Source organism: Rhizobium sp. BK316 (assembly GCF_014193695.1).
In the GTDB taxonomy this organism is placed as follows: domain Bacteria; phylum Pseudomonadota; class Alphaproteobacteria; order Rhizobiales; family Rhizobiaceae; genus Rhizobium.
In genome coordinates, this window is sequence record NZ_JACHZR010000001.1 from 1 (window position 1) to 14,974 (window position 14,974).

Genomic DNA, 14,974 nt, shown 5'->3' on the forward strand with positions numbered 1-14,974 from the left:
AATGCCGATCTCGCCAAGGACCTGCGCCTGCTCGTGCGCGAGCGCATCACCGATGGCGACAGCGACGAAGAGGTGCTGAACTATATCGTCTCGCGTTATGGGGAATTCGTGCTGCTGAAGCCGCGCTTCAGCCTACGCACGCTGCTGCTCTGGGGCACACCCGTGCTGCTGATCCTCGCCGGCGGGGTTTCGCTCGTCGTCTTTGCCCGCAGAAGAGCCGGCAAGCCGACCGGCAGCAAGCTCACCGCCGAAGAACAGGCCAAGCTCGCCGAGTTGCTCGATCCGACACCGCGACTTTGATGGAGGTCAAGGTCGATCCGCCGGCGCCGTCTTACTCTCACCGCACCAGATGTTTCCGGAAAGGAAGGTGCGAGCATGCAGGCTAAGGACATTATGACGAGCAATGTGGTTTCGATCAGCCCTGAGGCGGGGGTTCGCCATGCCATCGCGGTGATGATGCAAAACAACATTAGCGGGCTGCCCGTGGTTGATGACGAAGGGCGGATCTGCGGGATCCTGACCGAGGGCGACCTGCTGCTGCGTCGCGAGATACGGCTTGCCCCGCGCGCGACGCGTAACGCGGAAGTCACCTCCGATGTCGATCTGGACCGCTACATCCGCGGCAATGGCTGGTCCGTCAGGGATATCATGTCACGCGACGTCATCGTCGCCAGACCGGACAGCGAGGTCTCCGACATCGCGGAAAGCCTTGAGGTCCATCGTATCAAGCGCATTCCGATCGTCGACGACGGACGGCTCGTCGGGATCGTCAGCCGGCGCGATATCCTCGCTCTAATAACCGATACCCCGACGTTCAGGTTGCCGCGCGAGGATGACGCGATCCTGCTCGCGGTTCAAACACGCCTCAAATACGATCTCGGGCTGACGCCGCAGCGGATCCGCGTTTCTGTTCGCAATGGGCAGGTCACGCTCGAAGGGAACGTGGAAACTGAGCTGCAGCGCCGTGCCGTGCTGGCGCTCGTCGAAAATCTCGGTTCCGGAGGTTGTCTTGATCGGTTGCAGCTTGTCGCGGATTCGGATCCGGAAAAGCGGTCGCAACCGGCTTGAGGTCAAGTCAAGCCAGCTGTAGATGCGGGCTACCGGTCAGCTGCCGGTAGCCAATGCCCTGTCGAGAGCGGGACCAAGGCCGGCCGACAGGGTCTTTTCGTCGAGAGGGCCGACCTGCTTGAATAGGATGCGGCCATTGCGGCCGATGACGAAGGTTTCCGGTACGCCGTAAACGCCCCAATCGATCGCCTCCCTGCCGGTGGGATCGACGCCGACGGCAGCATAGGGGTTTCCGTTGTCGCGCAAGAAGGCGAGAGCGTTGCTGCTGTCATCCTTGTAATTGATGCCTATCAGCTTGATGCGCGGGTCCTTCGACAGCCGCATGAGCGCGCTATGTTCCTGCAGGCAGGGAATGCACCAGGACGCGAACACGTTGACGATCGCGACCTGGCCGGAGAGCCCGCTATCCCGAAGTCCGGGAGACTGCAGACCGGCAAGCGGCGGCAGATCGATTGCCGGATGTGCCTGACCGATGAGTGCGGAGGGCAAGGCCGAGGGCGAATATCCTTCCGCTGCCTCCCGATAAAGCATGCGCCCGGCGGCTCCGGCGATTGCCACAAAGACGAGCAGCGGCACGGCGGCCTGAAGATGCCGGCGCACCTAGCGGACCTCGTGACGCGCGCGATGCCTGATCTTCGCCACCACCTCGACCTGCCGGCGATAGGTGCGGCCGCGAAACCAGGTTATCGCACTCATGGCGGTCATGACGGCGAATGCGACCGTATAGGCTGCCAGTACATAGTCCTGATGTGTCATCTCAATTCTCCCTTTGCATTGCGGCCCGTGCGGCCAAGCGATGATGCGACATGAGTCTCCGCCGCCAGATCTCGTTCCTGATCGAAGCCACGTGGAGGGTGAAGAAGAGTGCCGTGAAGGCCAGCCCCATGGTCAGGAGCGGGCGAAGGAATTCGACGTCCAGAGTGGGGCCATTCAGCCTGAGCACACTTGCCGGCTGATGCAGGGTGTTCCACCAGTCGACCGAGAACTTGATGATCGGAATGTTGACGAAGCCCACGACAATGAGAACCGCCGTGACACGGGCGGCGCGCGTCGGCTCGTCGATCGCGCGATTGATCGCCAATAGGCCGAGATACATCAGGAAAAGCACGAACATCGAGGTCAGGCGCGCGTCCCACACCCACCAGGTTCCCCACATCGGCTTGCCCCAGAACGCGCCGGTGATGAGCGACACGAAGGTAAAGGCAGCGCCGATCGGCGCAGCGGCGCGCGCGGCGACATCGGCAAGCGGGTGGCGCCATACAAGGGAGCCAATGGCGTTTGCGGTCATCACCGTATAACAGAGCATTGCCATCCATGCCGCCGGGACATGGACATACATGATCCTAACGGTCTCACCCTGCTGGTAGTCGCCATCGGAGATGAAACTCAGATAAAGTCCAATAGCGAAACAGAGGGCAGTGACGATCGAGAGTCCAGGCAGGACCCGATCGGCCAGTTCCAGGAATCTAGCGGGCTCCGCAAGCCTGGCGATGTCGTCATTGACGCGTTCGACATAGGTCATGGCCCGCTCTAACGTCCAAAGCCGTCAGATTAATTGACCGGGATCAAACTGCGACCATTCATGCGGTCATGGGTCTCTCATTTCGCTTTCCTGCTATCACAGTCTGAGCCTCGGCCGCGGGTGCAGCAGGCTCATCGCGACATGTTGTCGAGGCCTTCTGACGCGGCAACGCTTCGGCGGAACCGCCCGATAGTTGATCGCGGTCAAAGACGAACGCCGCGCAAATGCCAAAAAGGAAACATTCCAGTCCAGGAGACCCTCATCTTGATGATTGCCGCGCACGACCGATCCGCCACTCCTCCCGCCGACGTGATTGCAGGCTCCACACCGCAGCCGGGGAAAAAGAAGCCTGATGTCTCCGGCCTCGTCCGGTTGCTGCCCCTGCTACGGCCTCACCGGGGCTTGGTGCTGTTGGCCGTGATCTCGCTCGCGGCCGCGGCGCTGATCTCGCTTGCGCTGCCGATGGCGGTCCGCCGGATGATCGATCATGGTTTTGGACAGTCCGACGGTGGCTTCATCAATAGCTATTTCCTGATGCTTCTTGCGCTTGCGATCGCGCTCGCCATAGCAAGCGCCTGCCGCTATTATTTCGTCACGAGGCTGGGCGAGCGCATCGTCAGCGATCTGCGTGTGAAGACCTTCCGAAATGTGACGCGGCTTCCGGCGCGTTTTTTTGATGCCAACAGATCCGGCGACATCGCATCGCGACTGACCGCGGATGCCGCACAGATCAAGTCCGCATTGAACCTCGCCGCATCGGTGGCCCTGCGCAATTCGCTGCTGTGCCTGGGCGCGCTGGTGATGATGTTCGTCACCAGCCCTGGACTTTCCGCCATCACCTTGGGTGCCATCCCGCTCGTCATCGCGCCGCTCGTCCTTTTCGGGCGCTCGGTCCGCAGAAAATCGCGGGCGGCTCAGGACGCTCTTGCGACCGCATCCGCTTTCGCCAGCGAAATGATCGCCGGAAGCCGGACGGTGCAGGCCTTCAACGGGGAGGCAGCGGCGAGCGACAGGTATGCACGTGACGTCGAGGCGTCCTATTGCAGCGCCGTCTTTGCCGCCCGCTCGCGTGCGCTCCTGACCGCCGTTGCTATTGCCCTGATTTTCGGAAGTGTCGTCGGGGTTCTCTGGATTGGCGCGCATAACCTGCTTTCCGGAACGCTGTCGGCGGGAAGCCTCAGCCAGTTCCTGCTCTACTCCGTCATTGCGGCTGGTTCACTGGGCTCGCTCTCGGAGGTCTGGGGCGAACTGGCGCAGGCAGCAGGCTCAGCCGAACGTCTTTTCGAATTGCTTGATGAAGATGCCGGCGAGAGCGAGCCAGCCTTGCGTTCCTCGCTCAGCCGGCCCGCAAAAGGCTCGATCGAAATCCGGAACCTGCATTTCGCCTATCCGGGCGCTCCGGACAGGCAAGTTCTCACGGGCCTGTCGATGAGCGTCCAGCCCGGCGAGACTGTCGCGCTTGTGGGCGCTTCTGGTTCGGGCAAGAGCACGGTCTTTTCGCTCCTGCTCGGCTTCTACAAGGATTATTCCGGTGACATTTCGCTCGATGGCTGCGATGTGCGCACCACCGCTACTGCTGCAGTTCGAGGGGAAATTGCCATCGTGCCGCAGGACGTTACCATCTTCGCAACGAGCATCGCAGAAAACATCAGTCTCGGACGACCCGATGCGTCGCAGGACGAGATCGCGGCGGCCGCGACCACAGCACGGGCGCACAGATTTATTTCCGAGTTGCCGGACGGCTATCGCACCGTGGTCGGCGAGCGCGGTCTCACCTTGTCGGGCGGCCAGCGGCAAAGACTTGCCATCGCCCGAGCTGTCCTCAAGAACGCGCCGATCCTTTTGCTGGATGAGGCCACGGCATCGCTCGACGCGGAAAACGAAATGCTCGTGCAGAGGGGGCTCGACGAGTTGATGTCCAATCGCACGACGATCGTGATTGCGCATCGGTTGGCCACGGTGCTCAAGGCGGATCGAATTCTGGTGATGGACGGCGGCCGGGTGATCGAGGAGGGGACACACGCCGCGCTGATCCGCAAGGGCGGAGCATATTCCAAGCTTGCCGAACTGCAGTTCGACCTCTCGGAAGCAGCGACGTTCAAGCATGACGCGGCGTGAGCGTTGTTCCAGTCGATCGCCCAGGAGCGTTATCTGCTCGCCGTCCCCAGAGACGGCCGGTTTTCCTTGAAGACCGAGATCGATATCGAAGATCTGCGAGCTGAGAAGATCAGCATCGCGTCAGATCTGCCGGCCGATTTCTCCTAAGCGAGATCCAGCAGAGTTCTGCCGAGTAAGGCGAGGGGCAGCGCTTCGACATCGTTTTTGAGCGGGAAAGCGTCCAGTCCCGGATAGACGACGATACGCCGCGCTGGATCTAGATCCTCGCATGCCAGATAGAAACCTTTCTCGAGTTTCGGTGTGAGGCTGCGTTTGATTTCGATAGCCCAGGGACGAGCGCCGGGAAGCGTGAGGAGAGGGTCGATCTCAGCACCTGCCGCCGTCCGATAAAAATCGCTCTGAGTCCCTGTAGGTGCCGCGGCAATCAAAGTCTCGATCACAAATCCTTCCCAGCTTGCGCCGGCCACCGGATGCCCAAGCAGGTCCTCTTGGGTGCTCAGTCCCAGGAGCGCATGGGTGATACCGCTGTCACGAACATAGATCCGTGGTGACTTGACCAGACGTTTGCCGATGTTCGCATGCCAAGGCTCAAGACGCCGCACGAGCAACAGATCGACTAGGAGATCAAGATAGGAGGCGACGGTCTTGCCGTCGACGCCGAGCGCCCGTGCGAATTCGGCTGCATTCAATAGCCCGATTGACGATGGGAAAGCATCGTCCAAAAACGCCGTAGCGTCTCGGCGGGAATACGGCGGCGCCAGCGTCGTCTTGCCGACCTGGCGCTGGCCAAGCAGCGCAACGGCGAGGAGCCGAGCTCGCGCCGATCTGCGACTTGCTTGCGACCATCGTGTGATGCGAATTCCGCGCGCAGGTGCGGCGCAAGGTCGTTTTGCTTCCGGAGCATTGGACTAATTTCGGGCGCGCAATGCTATCCGGCAAACCACGCCGTGTTCAGAACGTGGCACAAGGGCTATTGGTATATTGGCTGTTCGACTGCGAGCTAGGTTGACAGAATCGCGCTTTTCGATGAGAACATAAAGCGAACGAATGGAAAAGTGAGTACTCATGATACGTTTCGCGCCGAAGATACAGCAGGACGTTGTCCCGGCAATCAAAATTGCAAAGTCGAACGTTAATAGACGATCCGACATCGAGCCATCGGACATTTCCACTACTGCCGCTGAGAGCGAAACCGACAGGATGGAAGGGCAGGCTGCCACGACGATATCAGCACCTGCGGAGCCTGCCCCAAAACTCCTCGAGTTATCAGGGGAGCTCCCTGCGAGGGGCAGAAAGACGGGTTCCAGGAAGCGCAAAGAGGCAACAAGCCCCAAGCAGCTCGAAATCAGCAATCGGGGTCACGATCAAAGCGTTGGCGATTTGATGCTCGACCTCTGACGACAGGCTTCGCGTACCGGTGCCGAAAGGCTTCGGCGTTTTATGATCCTTCCTGGATTTTTCAAGGCTCACGCCGCTTCTGCGGCAGGACTCGCGATCAATTCCATCTCGCAAAGCTCATCGATAGTCTGGCGCCGACGGATGAGCCGGGAGTTTACCCGGTCCATGAGATATTCGGCAGCGTGAAGCCGGCTGTTGTAGTTCGACGACATGGACGCGCCATAGGCACCTGCTCCATGGAAAACGAGCAGGTCGCCGACCTCGGTGGGCGGTAGCGCCCGCGTCTCGACCACGCCATCGGCCCCTTGCGTGAATACGTCTCCCGATTCGCAGAGCGGGCCGGCTACGACAGTAGGGCGCAGCTCAGATGGGCTGAGGCTTCGCCCGTCGTGCGGCAGTACCGAGATCTCGTGGTAGCTGCCATAGAGGGCGGAGCGCATCAGGTCATTGAAACCCGCGTCGACGAGGGTGAAGTGATTTCGGCCAACCTGCTTGGTGGCGCGAACCTCGGCCAGCAGAAGACCGGCTTCTGCCACGAGGAAGCGTCCCGGCTCGATCTCCAGGCGCACGGCATGGCCGAGCCTGCTTTCTGCTTGCCTGCGCACGCCGTCCCACAAGCTGAAATAATGTTCGGTATCGATCGCCCTGTCCCCGTCGCGATAGGGAACGGACAGGCCGCCACCGGCAGAGATTGCCTCGATGTCGTGATCCAGATCGCTCAGCAGGTCGGTCATCGCGCGACAGACCCGCTCGAGATGGCCGTAATCGACACCGGAGCCGATATGGAGATGAAGCCCGACGAGATGCAGGCGATAGCGGCGAACCAATTCGACAGCATGGTTAAGCTCCGCATGCCAGATGCCATGCTTGCTGTTTTCGCCACCCGTATTTGTCTTGTTGCTGTGGCCGTGGCCAAAACCCGGATTAACGCGAAGCCAGACGCGGTGGCCGGGCGACAGATCTCCGAGCTGGTGCAGCATGTCGATGGAGCCGATATTCACCTCAACCTTATCCTTCACGACACGGCGCAGGGTCGGGCGGTCGAAAATATCGGCGGTGTAGACGATGCCCGCCGCACCTGAGACGGTCGGGCTGGCGGAAAAACCCGCCCGCTGTGCGCGATCGATTTCGCCGAGGGACACAGAATCCACAAGCACACCCGCCTCGCGCATGAGGGAGAGGATGTGGATGTTGGAGCACGCCTTCTGCGCATAGCGGATCACATCGAATGCCTGAAGCTGTCTTATCCGATCGCGGATCGTCGGAGCGTCGTAAACCCATAAGGGCGTCCCATATTCATGAGCGAGAGCAGTGAGGTCTTTGGCAGAAATGATGGGCATGGTGTTGGTTGTCCATATGGCCGCCCTTCGAGCCGAAAGATCGTTTCAAGTTGGGCATGCGGTTTCACATACGGGTTGACCACGAAATCAGGCATATGAAAAATATCAATTTTTCCAAACTGTATTCAATTCTGATATGAGACAGGCATGGCCATTACCCTTCGGCATATCGAGGTCTTCAGGGCTGTGATGACGACAGGCAGCGTCACGGATGCGGCCGCGATGCTGAGTACCTCTCAGCCGACGATCAGCCGGGAGCTGGCACGGTTCGAGCGTCTCATCCAGATGAAGCTCTTTGAGCGTGTGCGCGGCCGGCTCCGCCCGACGGCACATGCTCTGCAATTGTTCGAGGAGGTGCAGCGCGCTTATTTCGGGCTGGACAGGATCATCAGCGCGGCGACGTCGCTGCGCCAGTTCGAACAGGGGCAGCTCTCCATCGTGTGCCTGCCGGTTTTTTCTCAATCGCTCCTGCCGCAGACCTGCCGATGTTTCATCGAGCGGTTCCCGAACGTGGGCATCAGTATCGTTCCGCAGGAGTCGCCTCTGCTGGAGGAATGGCTGTCGGCGCAACGCTATGACTTCGGACTGACGGAGGTCAGCCATGCCCCCCAAGGCACGGAGGTAACCCCACTCATGCTGCTTGACGAGATCTGCGTGCTGCCGGACGATCATCCGCTTCTTGAAAAGGCCGTTCTCTCACCAGGCGATTTCGAAGGGCAATCCTTTGTCAGTCTGTCGGCGACGGATAGCTACCGGCAGCAGATCGATCTGATTTTTCGGAACGCCGGCATCACGCGGCATATGGTCATTGAGACCCATAGCGCAGCATCCGTCTGCTCCATGGTACGGGAGGGAATTGGCCTGGCCATCGTCAATCCCTTGACGGCCCTGGATTATGCCGGCCACGGCGTACATCTTCGCCGGTTATCGTTCTCGATCCCGTTTTCCGTCAACATTGTGCGGCCGATCCATCGGCCACCGTCGCAACTGGTCGATGTTTTCGGGGCCGAATTGGCCCGGCAAGCGGGGCTGATCGAAGCCCGGCTTGCCGCCCTCATCGATCCCCAATGACTTCGTGGAGGCAGACGAGGTCGGGCGGGTCAACGATGCCCCGTCACGCGCAACTAGTTCAGCACCGGTTCGCCAGCGGTGATGCGCTGCTCACCTTCGTCAAACAGGTGAACGGCATCATGGAGCGGAGCGATCCGCAGCACATCGCCAGGGGCTGCTCTGATCCGCTCCCGGAAGACGCAGCTGATCGTTTGCGTGCCAAGGCGCGCGATCACCAGTGTCTCGGACCCTGTCGGCTCGACAACGGCTGTGGTCACCTCGATGCCGTTGGGGTCGAGTGTGATGTGTTCGGGGCGAATGCCGTAGGTGACGGCACCGGATGGGTGCCGCTCGCTCGGCAGGATAAGCCCGTCTTCGGTCCGGAAACCTTCATTCGTCATGTTCCCCTTGATGAAGTTCATGGCGGGAGAGCCGATGAAGCCGGCGACGAAGAGGTTGCTCGGGCGGTCGTAGAGTTCGAGCGGCGAGCCCGACTGTTCGATCACGCCGTCTTTCATCACGACGATCTTGTCCGCCATCGTCATCGCCTCGATCTGGTCGTGCGTGACATAGATCGTCGTGGTCTTCAGCCGCTGATGCAGTTCCTTGATTTCGGATCGCATCTGGACGCGCAGCTTGGCATCGAGGTTCGACAGTGGCTCATCGAAGAGGAAGACGGCAGGATCCCGAACGATGGCGCGGCCCATCGCAACACGCTGTCGCTGGCCGCCTGACAGTTGCTTCGGATAGCGCTCGAGAAGTGCCTCCAGGCCGAGGATCTTGGCGGCATTGCCGACACGTTGATCGATCTCCGTCTTCGGCATGCGCTTCAGCCGCAGCGAGAAGCCCATATTCTTGGCGACCGTCATATGCGGATAAAGAGCATAATTCTGGAACACCATGGCGATGTCGCGATCCTTTGGCGCCAGCTCGTTGACGATATGCTTGCCGATCTGGATCTCGCCAGAGCTGATGCCTTCCAGACCGGCGATCATCCTGAGCAGGGTGGATTTGCCGCAGCCCGAGGGACCGACGAGGACGACGAACTCGCCGTCGCGGATATCGACCGACACACCTTTGATGGCTTTGAACGCGCCATAGTCCTTGCGCGCATTGTTCACTCTAACATGAGCCATTTCCGTCCTCCCAGGTCGCGCTCAAAGCTTGTTCAAGACGTTTCTGAGGTAGGCGAGGCCAAGGCGTTCGCCCTCCTTTCTGGCCTCGAGATCCTTGCCCGGCCATCCGTAGGCGGCGTCCTCGTGCTCGATCGAAAGTGTGCCGTCGAAGCCGTTGGTCCGCGCCTGGCGTAGGAAACGCTGCCAGTCGAGAAGGCCCTGGCCCGGCAGCTTATACTGCCACCAGCCCTTGCCGTGATAGCCGACTGCCTGCTGCACGGCCGCATCGGTTGCCGTATCCTTGGCATGGAGAATGGCAATGCGATCCTTGACCGCGTCCATCGCGGCATAGGGGTCTATGCCGATGCGGATGAGGTGCGACGGGTCGAATTCAAGACCGAAGCGCCGGTCGGGAATCCGCTTGAAGAGTTCCTGCCAGCCCTTGGGCGTGGTTCCGATGAAGTTGTCCTGAGGCCCCGGCCAGTTTTCGATCGCGAAGACGAGGCCGCTTGACGCCGTCCTGCTGATCAGCCGATTGGCGAATTCGGCAAAATCACCGTAATTGGCTTCGTCGTCGGCACTATCATCGCGTCCGGGAAAGATCACGAAGATCGGCACGCCCGCTTCGCCGATCGCCTCGGCAAATTCTTCCGTGCGGGTGCGAAGCTCGCCGCGCTTGCCGCTATTGGCATCAAGCTGATTGCCGAAGTAGGTGATCGAGGAAACGAAGAGGTTATGGTCGCGAGCAAGTGCCACAGCAGCGCGCACCCTGTCCGGCGTCTTGATATGGCCGCCGACATCGATTTCGATCGCATCGAAACCGGCAGAGACAGCGAAATCCACCACCTCCTCAAGCGGCCGGTCGCTGAATGTCGACGTATAAAAACCAATCCTCATCAATATCCTCCCAGCGGCCCTGCCGGCTGTTTTAAATGTTCAAGCGATCCATGAATTTGAGCGGCGAGCGGGTGCGTTGCACGGCGTCGGCGGATGCCAGCATCAGGGCGGCCGCCATCGGCATCGCCGCAGCACCGAGTGCTGAAGCGTCCTCGCCGATCGAAGCACGATGCAGCGAAGGCAAAGTGTTGTCTCCGGCCGTCAGCTGTTCGTGAACGTAGCGCAGCAACTCGTCGATCATACGGATCGGCAGTCGGCCGCCGATGATGATGGCGTCGGGATCGACGATCATGCCGATATGCTTGACCGCAACGGCAAGGTGAGCGCTCATTTCCTTCAGCCACTTCGACACAAGGGCTTTGCCGCGGGCGTCGAGCGTCAGGAGGTCCTGCGGCACGCTCGCATGGATGCCGTGCTCTGCAAGGAACTTGTAGAGGAAAAATATCGTCACCATCTCGCCGAGAAGATCGACCTTGGGGGCGGTCTTGTCCCGGTTGTCGGCGATCGGCAGCCAGCCGATTTCGCCGCTGAGAGCCATGGCGCCGCGATGTCCATTGCCGTCGAGCACCAGGCCACCGCCCAGACAGGCATTGATGGCGATATAAAAGAAGCTGCGGCTTTCCGCGCCGAGGCCATAGTCAAGCTCGGCAAGCGCTGCGGCATTGGTCTCATTTTCGATGAAGACCGGATGCTGCGTCAGGCTTTCGAGCGCAGCGCGCACGTCGAATTCCGTCCATTCGGAATAGTCGTCAGGCATGCCGAGGAAAGGAATCTCGCCAAGCCAATCCGGCATCGCAAGCCCGATGCCGGCCAGATGCGCGTCGTCGATCAGCCGGCTTCGCTGAAAATGCGATATGGCATCGGCCGTCAGCTGCATGAATTCGGCCGGACGCACGTAGCGTTTTTCGTGGTGCACGCGGGCGCGCACGTTGCCGACGGCATCGACGGCGACGATCGTCAGATGATCGCGATCGATATTGATGCCGATCGCGAAAAACGCGTCGGGATTGATCTCGAGCTCGATTGCCGGCTGCCCCCTCAGCCCGTGCCGCCGGCGAGCCTCGATGATCAGGCCCTCGTCGAGCAGGCGATCCACGATCCGGGCGATTGCCGGCTTGGTGAAGCCGGTCTGCCGGGCAATTTCGGCACGCGAAATCGGCGCCTGCCGATGGACACAACGCAGCACGACGGCTCTGTTATGCTCGCCCGCATCCTCGACATTGGCCCCCGTCAGGTCGGGGGACAGTCTGGCGCCGGTCATCTGGTTCATGGGTTGGAATCCTCTATCAGCCACGGATACGCAACCTGGCTCTATCCCTTCACAGCGCCACTTGTCATGGCGCCGAGGATCAGCCGCTGGAGCGACAGGAAAGCCACGATCGCCGGTACGACGGAGATCAGGCAGGCGGCCGCAAGCAGCTGGATGGACGAGTCGGTCTGCATGCCGCGAAAGTTAAAGATTCCGACGCCGATCGGCATCAGGTCATTTTTGGTGAGCAGCAGGAAAGGCACCAGGAATTGCGACCAGCCGGCAATGACCGTGATGATGAAGACGGAGGCGATGCCCGGCGCCGACAGGGGCAGGATGATGCGCCAGAAGACCGAGAAGCGGTTGCAGCCGTCGATCATGGCGGCTTCGTCGAGGCTGCGCGGAATGCCGTCGACCGTGCTCTTTAACAGCCAGGTCGCCAGGGGGACGCCGAGTGCGATATAGACCATGACGACGGCGAAATGCGTGTCCAGCAGGCCGAGGCGGTTCATGTAGCGGTAGAGCGGCACCATGATAACGAGCGGCGAGATCATCTGGAAGAGCAGCAGCCCCATCATCGAGAGGCCCTTGCCGCGGAACTGGAAGCGGGAGAAAGCGTAAGCGGCGGGCAAGGCGACGATCAGCACGCCGAGCCCGCTGAGTGCTGCGAGCTTCAGGCCGTTCCAGAGATAGATCGGGAAATAGCTGTTGTTGAGAACGGTGATGAAGTTCTGGATAGTGGGATTGTCGGGAATGTAACGTGCCGCGCCGCGATAGACCTCGCGCTTGTCACGCAGGGCCATCGACAGGAGATAGGTGAGGGGACCGGCGAAGAAGACGAACATCACCAGCATGAAGAGATAGCTCATGGCATCGCCGAGCCGTGTTCCGGTGCGTCCGCTCATTGCTCTTCCTCCTTCGGCAGGAACGATGCGTAGACGAAGGCGAGCCCGAGGCTGATGATCAGCATCAGCACGGAGAGCACGCTGCCGCCGGAGAGATCGTAGTTTCGGAACACGATATTGAAGACGTAGAGCGAGATCACCTCGGTCGCGCGCCCCGGTCCGCCGCCTGTCAGTGTGATGATCGCATCGAAGGTGTTCACCGTCTGGATGGTGATCAGGATCATGTTGACGAGGATGGCGGCGCGCAGCTGCGGCAGCGTGACGAAGAAGAACTGCTGCGAGGCGCTGGCGCCGTCGACCTCGGCGGCTTCGTAGAGCGAGGGATCGATCGATTTCAGCGCCGCATACATGACGACCATCGAAAAGGCGGTGCCGCGCCAGATGTTCGAGATCAGCGTCGACCACGGCGCCATCGCCGGGTCCGAAAGCCAGGCAACTGTCGGCATGTGCATCAGCCTCAAAATGCTGTTCAGCGCCCCATAAGGCGCTTCGGAAAACAGCATCTGCCAGATGATGCCGCCGGCAATGCCTGGCACGACCCAGGCGACCAGCGCCGTCGTCCTCAGGATCGTGGTGCCGAACAGGCCGCGCTTCTCGCCGCGGATGACAGTGACAGCGACGGCAAGACCGAGAATTTGCTGGCCGATGACGCTGCCGCCGACGAAGATCAGCGTCGCCCAGAGAATGTCGGGCAGTTGCGGCGAGCTAAGCGCATTGGCGATCGAACCCAGCGTATAATCCTGGGTGTCGCCGATCAGTGTTGCATTGGTGAAGGAAAGCCGGAAAACGTCGATGACGGGATACAGGTAGAATATGCCGATGACGACGATCACGGGCATGATCCAGGGCAGGGGCGCACCGGCGAACCGACGCATGAACGTTCTGCTTTGAGGCGGGCTGTCAGCCTCGATGGCAATAGGGCTCATTGGCTTCTCTGTCCGGGTTTGGCACTGTCGACGGCGCCCGGGATCAGGCGCCGCCGAGGTCGGAAGCGTTGGAAACGCCCGGGATCAGAGACGCTTGTAAGCCTCCATCGCCCCGCTGAATGCGGCATCCAGGGCTTCTTCCGGTTTCTTCGTTCCCGAGAGCACGTCGCCCATCATGATCTGGATCTGGTTCGAGATCTCCGGATAGATCGGCACGCCGGGACGCGCCTGGCCGTCGACCAGCGCATTGGCGAAGGTCTTGTTGGCTTCCGTCGAGAAGACCTCATACTTGTCGAAGAGCGACTTGCGGGTCGGCAGCTGCTGCTGCAGCGCGTTTGCCGGACCCATATAGACGTCGCGCGCCAGATTGGCGCACATCTCGATCTTCTCCTTGTCCTTGCTGAAGGACGCGATCGTCCAGCCGCCGGTGCCTGTCGACTTCTGTTCGGCCGTGGGGCCGGGGATCGGCGAGAAGGTCCAGTTCTTGAATTCTTCTTCGTCGAGCGTCGACTTCAGCTGCGCATATTGCCAGTTGCCGCCGATGAAGAGCGCCGTCGTCGCCGCTGCTGCCGCCGCGTTCATGTCATCGTAATTGGCGATAGTGGTGACGCGCTTCGGCGCCGCACCGGAATCGACGAGATCCTTGAAGTAGTTCAGCGCCTTCAGGAATTTCTCCTTGTTCTCGCCTTCGCCGAAGACCGGCTTGCCCGAGTCGTCGACGAGCTTGCCGCCGAGCGCCCAATAGTTCGCCAGCCAGTCGAAGGTAGTGCCTTCCCAGCGCCCGCCGTTGAAGAGGACGCCTTCCATGCCTTCCTGGGTGGAGGCTAGTGCGGCCTTCTTCAGGTCGTCCCAGGTCTTCGGCGCATCGGCTACAACGGACTTGTTGCGGTAGAGGACGCGAAGGTCCGTATCCCACCACCAGGCGCGGATCGTCTGGTCCTTGTCGGTGATGCCGCTGCGGATGAAGGGGAAGAGATCGTCGACTTCTTCCTTGGAGAAATAAGGCGTGAAATCCGCCAGCACTTTATTGACCATGAACTGCGAGAGCACGAAGGAGTCGACGGCGGCGCAATCCGGCGCATTGCCGGCCTTGGCCTGCTCCAACATCTTGGCCTGTTCCGTGCCGATGTCGGAGGACATGAACTGCATCTGCAATTTCCAGTCCGGGTGCTTCTTGATGAAGTCGACGAAGAGCTTCTGGTAACCCTCTGCGATGTTGGGGTCGGAATTGTTCGGACTGTCGTTCGTGAGCCGGACCACAAGGGTCTTTGGCGCATCTGCCGCGCCGATCCTGTCCTTTGTCGCCAGCTCCTGGGCAAATGCGGCAGGCACTGAAAATAACATTGTGCTCAGCGCTAATGCGCTGACGAACGCTCTCTTCATGAT

At 60.6% G+C, this 14,974-nt stretch carries 15 protein-coding genes and 1 pseudogene; 5 read left to right on the forward strand and 11 right to left on the reverse strand.

Going from position 1 to position 14,974, the window contains the following annotated elements:
• The coding region (locus FHT87_RS00005) for a cytochrome c-type biogenesis protein (RefSeq protein WP_183798425.1) at nucleotides 1-300 on the forward strand (300 nt) is incomplete at its 5' end.
• A gap of 75 nt (nucleotides 301-375) precedes the next feature.
• Nucleotides 376-1,068, forward strand: coding sequence for a CBS domain-containing protein (locus tag FHT87_RS00010; protein ID WP_183736354.1), 693 nt, complete (start codon nucleotides 376-378; stop codon nucleotides 1,066-1,068).
• Between the two features lie 36 nt (nucleotides 1,069-1,104).
• On the opposite strand, the gene FHT87_RS00015 is transcribed toward FHT87_RS00010, so the two are convergent.
• Genes FHT87_RS00015 through FHT87_RS00025 form a run of 3 tightly spaced genes read right to left on the reverse strand, consistent with a single transcriptional unit; the run spans nucleotide 1,105 to nucleotide 2,590 of the window.
• A complete protein-coding gene (locus FHT87_RS00015; RefSeq protein WP_183736355.1) occupies nucleotides 1,105-1,668 on the reverse strand; it encodes a DsbE family thiol:disulfide interchange protein in 564 nt (187 codons plus the stop codon).
• Complete coding sequence (locus FHT87_RS00020; RefSeq protein ID WP_183736356.1) at nucleotides 1,669-1,824, reverse strand: heme exporter protein CcmD; 156 nt, start codon at nucleotides 1,822-1,824, stop codon at nucleotides 1,669-1,671. It lies immediately after the preceding gene.
• 1 nt (nucleotide 1,825) lies between these two features.
• Nucleotides 1,826-2,590, reverse strand: coding sequence for a heme ABC transporter permease (locus FHT87_RS00025; RefSeq protein ID WP_183798428.1), 765 nt, complete (start codon nucleotides 2,588-2,590; stop codon nucleotides 1,826-1,828).
• 267 nt (nucleotides 2,591-2,857) lie between these two features.
• Between FHT87_RS00025 and FHT87_RS00030 the strand changes: the two genes are divergently transcribed.
• Entirely contained in the window at nucleotides 2,858-4,708 is a 1,851-nt protein-coding gene (locus FHT87_RS00030; protein ID WP_183800929.1) for an ABC transporter transmembrane domain-containing protein, read from the forward strand.
• Between the two features lie 6 nt (nucleotides 4,709-4,714).
• Nucleotides 4,715-4,819: pseudogene (locus tag FHT87_RS00035) on the forward strand (LysR family transcriptional regulator); the annotation flags it as partial.
• Between the two features lie 32 nt (nucleotides 4,820-4,851).
• Here FHT87_RS00035 and FHT87_RS00040 read toward each other — a convergent pair.
• Nucleotides 4,852-5,430, reverse strand: coding sequence for a DUF4143 domain-containing protein (locus FHT87_RS00040; RefSeq protein ID WP_246699540.1), 579 nt, complete (start codon nucleotides 5,428-5,430; stop codon nucleotides 4,852-4,854).
• Nucleotides 5,431-6,174: 744 nt separating this feature from the next.
• Nucleotides 6,175-7,446, reverse strand: coding sequence for a diaminopimelate decarboxylase (gene lysA / locus FHT87_RS00045; RefSeq protein ID WP_183798435.1), 1,272 nt, complete (start codon nucleotides 7,444-7,446; stop codon nucleotides 6,175-6,177).
• Between the two features lie 189 nt (nucleotides 7,447-7,635).
• Between lysA and FHT87_RS00050 the strand changes: the two genes are divergently transcribed.
• Nucleotides 7,636-8,517, forward strand: a complete 882-nt coding sequence (locus tag FHT87_RS00050) for a LysR family transcriptional regulator (protein WP_246699541.1) — start codon at nucleotides 7,636-7,638, stop codon at nucleotides 8,515-8,517.
• 53 nt (nucleotides 8,518-8,570) lie between these two features.
• On the opposite strand, the gene ugpC is transcribed toward FHT87_RS00050, so the two are convergent.
• The 6 genes from ugpC to FHT87_RS00080 form a co-directional block, all read right to left on the reverse strand.
• Nucleotides 8,571-9,632, reverse strand: coding sequence for a sn-glycerol-3-phosphate ABC transporter ATP-binding protein UgpC (gene ugpC, locus FHT87_RS00055; RefSeq protein ID WP_183798441.1), 1,062 nt, complete (start codon nucleotides 9,630-9,632; stop codon nucleotides 8,571-8,573).
• A gap of 21 nt (nucleotides 9,633-9,653) precedes the next feature.
• Nucleotides 9,654-10,508, reverse strand: a complete 855-nt coding sequence (locus FHT87_RS00060) for a sugar phosphate isomerase/epimerase (RefSeq protein WP_183798444.1) — start codon at nucleotides 10,506-10,508, stop codon at nucleotides 9,654-9,656.
• Nucleotides 10,509-10,539: 31 nt separating this feature from the next.
• Nucleotides 10,540-11,778: an ROK family transcriptional regulator gene (locus FHT87_RS00065; RefSeq protein WP_183798447.1), complete on the reverse strand. Its 1,239-nt coding sequence runs from the start codon at nucleotides 11,776-11,778 to the stop codon at nucleotides 10,540-10,542.
• A gap of 41 nt (nucleotides 11,779-11,819) precedes the next feature.
• On the reverse strand, nucleotides 11,820-12,662 hold the full coding sequence (locus FHT87_RS00070; protein ID WP_097615824.1) for a carbohydrate ABC transporter permease: 843 nt from the start codon (nucleotides 12,660-12,662) through the stop codon (nucleotides 11,820-11,822).
• A complete protein-coding gene (locus FHT87_RS00075; RefSeq protein WP_183736367.1) occupies nucleotides 12,659-13,588 on the reverse strand; it encodes a sugar ABC transporter permease in 930 nt (309 codons plus the stop codon). The genes FHT87_RS00070 and FHT87_RS00075 overlap by 4 nt, the downstream gene beginning before the upstream one ends.
• 84 nt (nucleotides 13,589-13,672) lie before the next feature.
• Nucleotides 13,673-14,971: an extracellular solute-binding protein gene (locus FHT87_RS00080; RefSeq protein WP_183798450.1), complete on the reverse strand. Its 1,299-nt coding sequence runs from the start codon at nucleotides 14,969-14,971 to the stop codon at nucleotides 13,673-13,675.
• Nucleotides 14,972-14,974 lie beyond the last annotated feature (3 nt).

Excerpts from the sequence above, each read along its gene's own strand:
- FHT87_RS00010 (WP_183736354.1), top strand. The coding sequence starts at position 376 with ATGCAGGCTAAGGACATTATGACGAGCAATGTGGTTTCGATCAGCCCT.
- FHT87_RS00020 (WP_183736356.1), bottom strand. The coding sequence starts at position 1,824 with ATGACACATCAGGACTATGTACTGGCAGCCTATACGGTCGCATTCGCC.
- FHT87_RS00025 (WP_183798428.1), bottom strand. The coding sequence starts at position 2,590 with ATGACCTATGTCGAACGCGTCAATGACGACATCGCCAGGCTTGCGGAG.
- FHT87_RS00030 (WP_183800929.1), top strand. The coding sequence starts at position 2,858 with ATGATTGCCGCGCACGACCGATCCGCCACTCCTCCCGCCGACGTGATT.
- lysA (WP_183798435.1), bottom strand. The coding sequence starts at position 7,446 with ATGCCCATCATTTCTGCCAAAGACCTCACTGCTCTCGCTCATGAATAT.
- FHT87_RS00050 (WP_246699541.1), top strand. The coding sequence starts at position 7,636 with ATGACGACAGGCAGCGTCACGGATGCGGCCGCGATGCTGAGTACCTCT.
- ugpC (WP_183798441.1), bottom strand. The coding sequence starts at position 9,632 with ATGGCTCATGTTAGAGTGAACAATGCGCGCAAGGACTATGGCGCGTTC.
- FHT87_RS00060 (WP_183798444.1), bottom strand. The coding sequence starts at position 10,508 with ATGAGGATTGGTTTTTATACGTCGACATTCAGCGACCGGCCGCTTGAG.
- FHT87_RS00065 (WP_183798447.1), bottom strand. The coding sequence starts at position 11,778 with ATGAACCAGATGACCGGCGCCAGACTGTCCCCCGACCTGACGGGGGCC.
- FHT87_RS00070 (WP_097615824.1), bottom strand. The coding sequence starts at position 12,662 with ATGAGCGGACGCACCGGAACACGGCTCGGCGATGCCATGAGCTATCTC.
- FHT87_RS00075 (WP_183736367.1), bottom strand. The coding sequence starts at position 13,588 with ATGAGCCCTATTGCCATCGAGGCTGACAGCCCGCCTCAAAGCAGAACG.
- FHT87_RS00080 (WP_183798450.1), bottom strand. The coding sequence starts at position 14,971 with ATGAAGAGAGCGTTCGTCAGCGCATTAGCGCTGAGCACAATGTTATTT.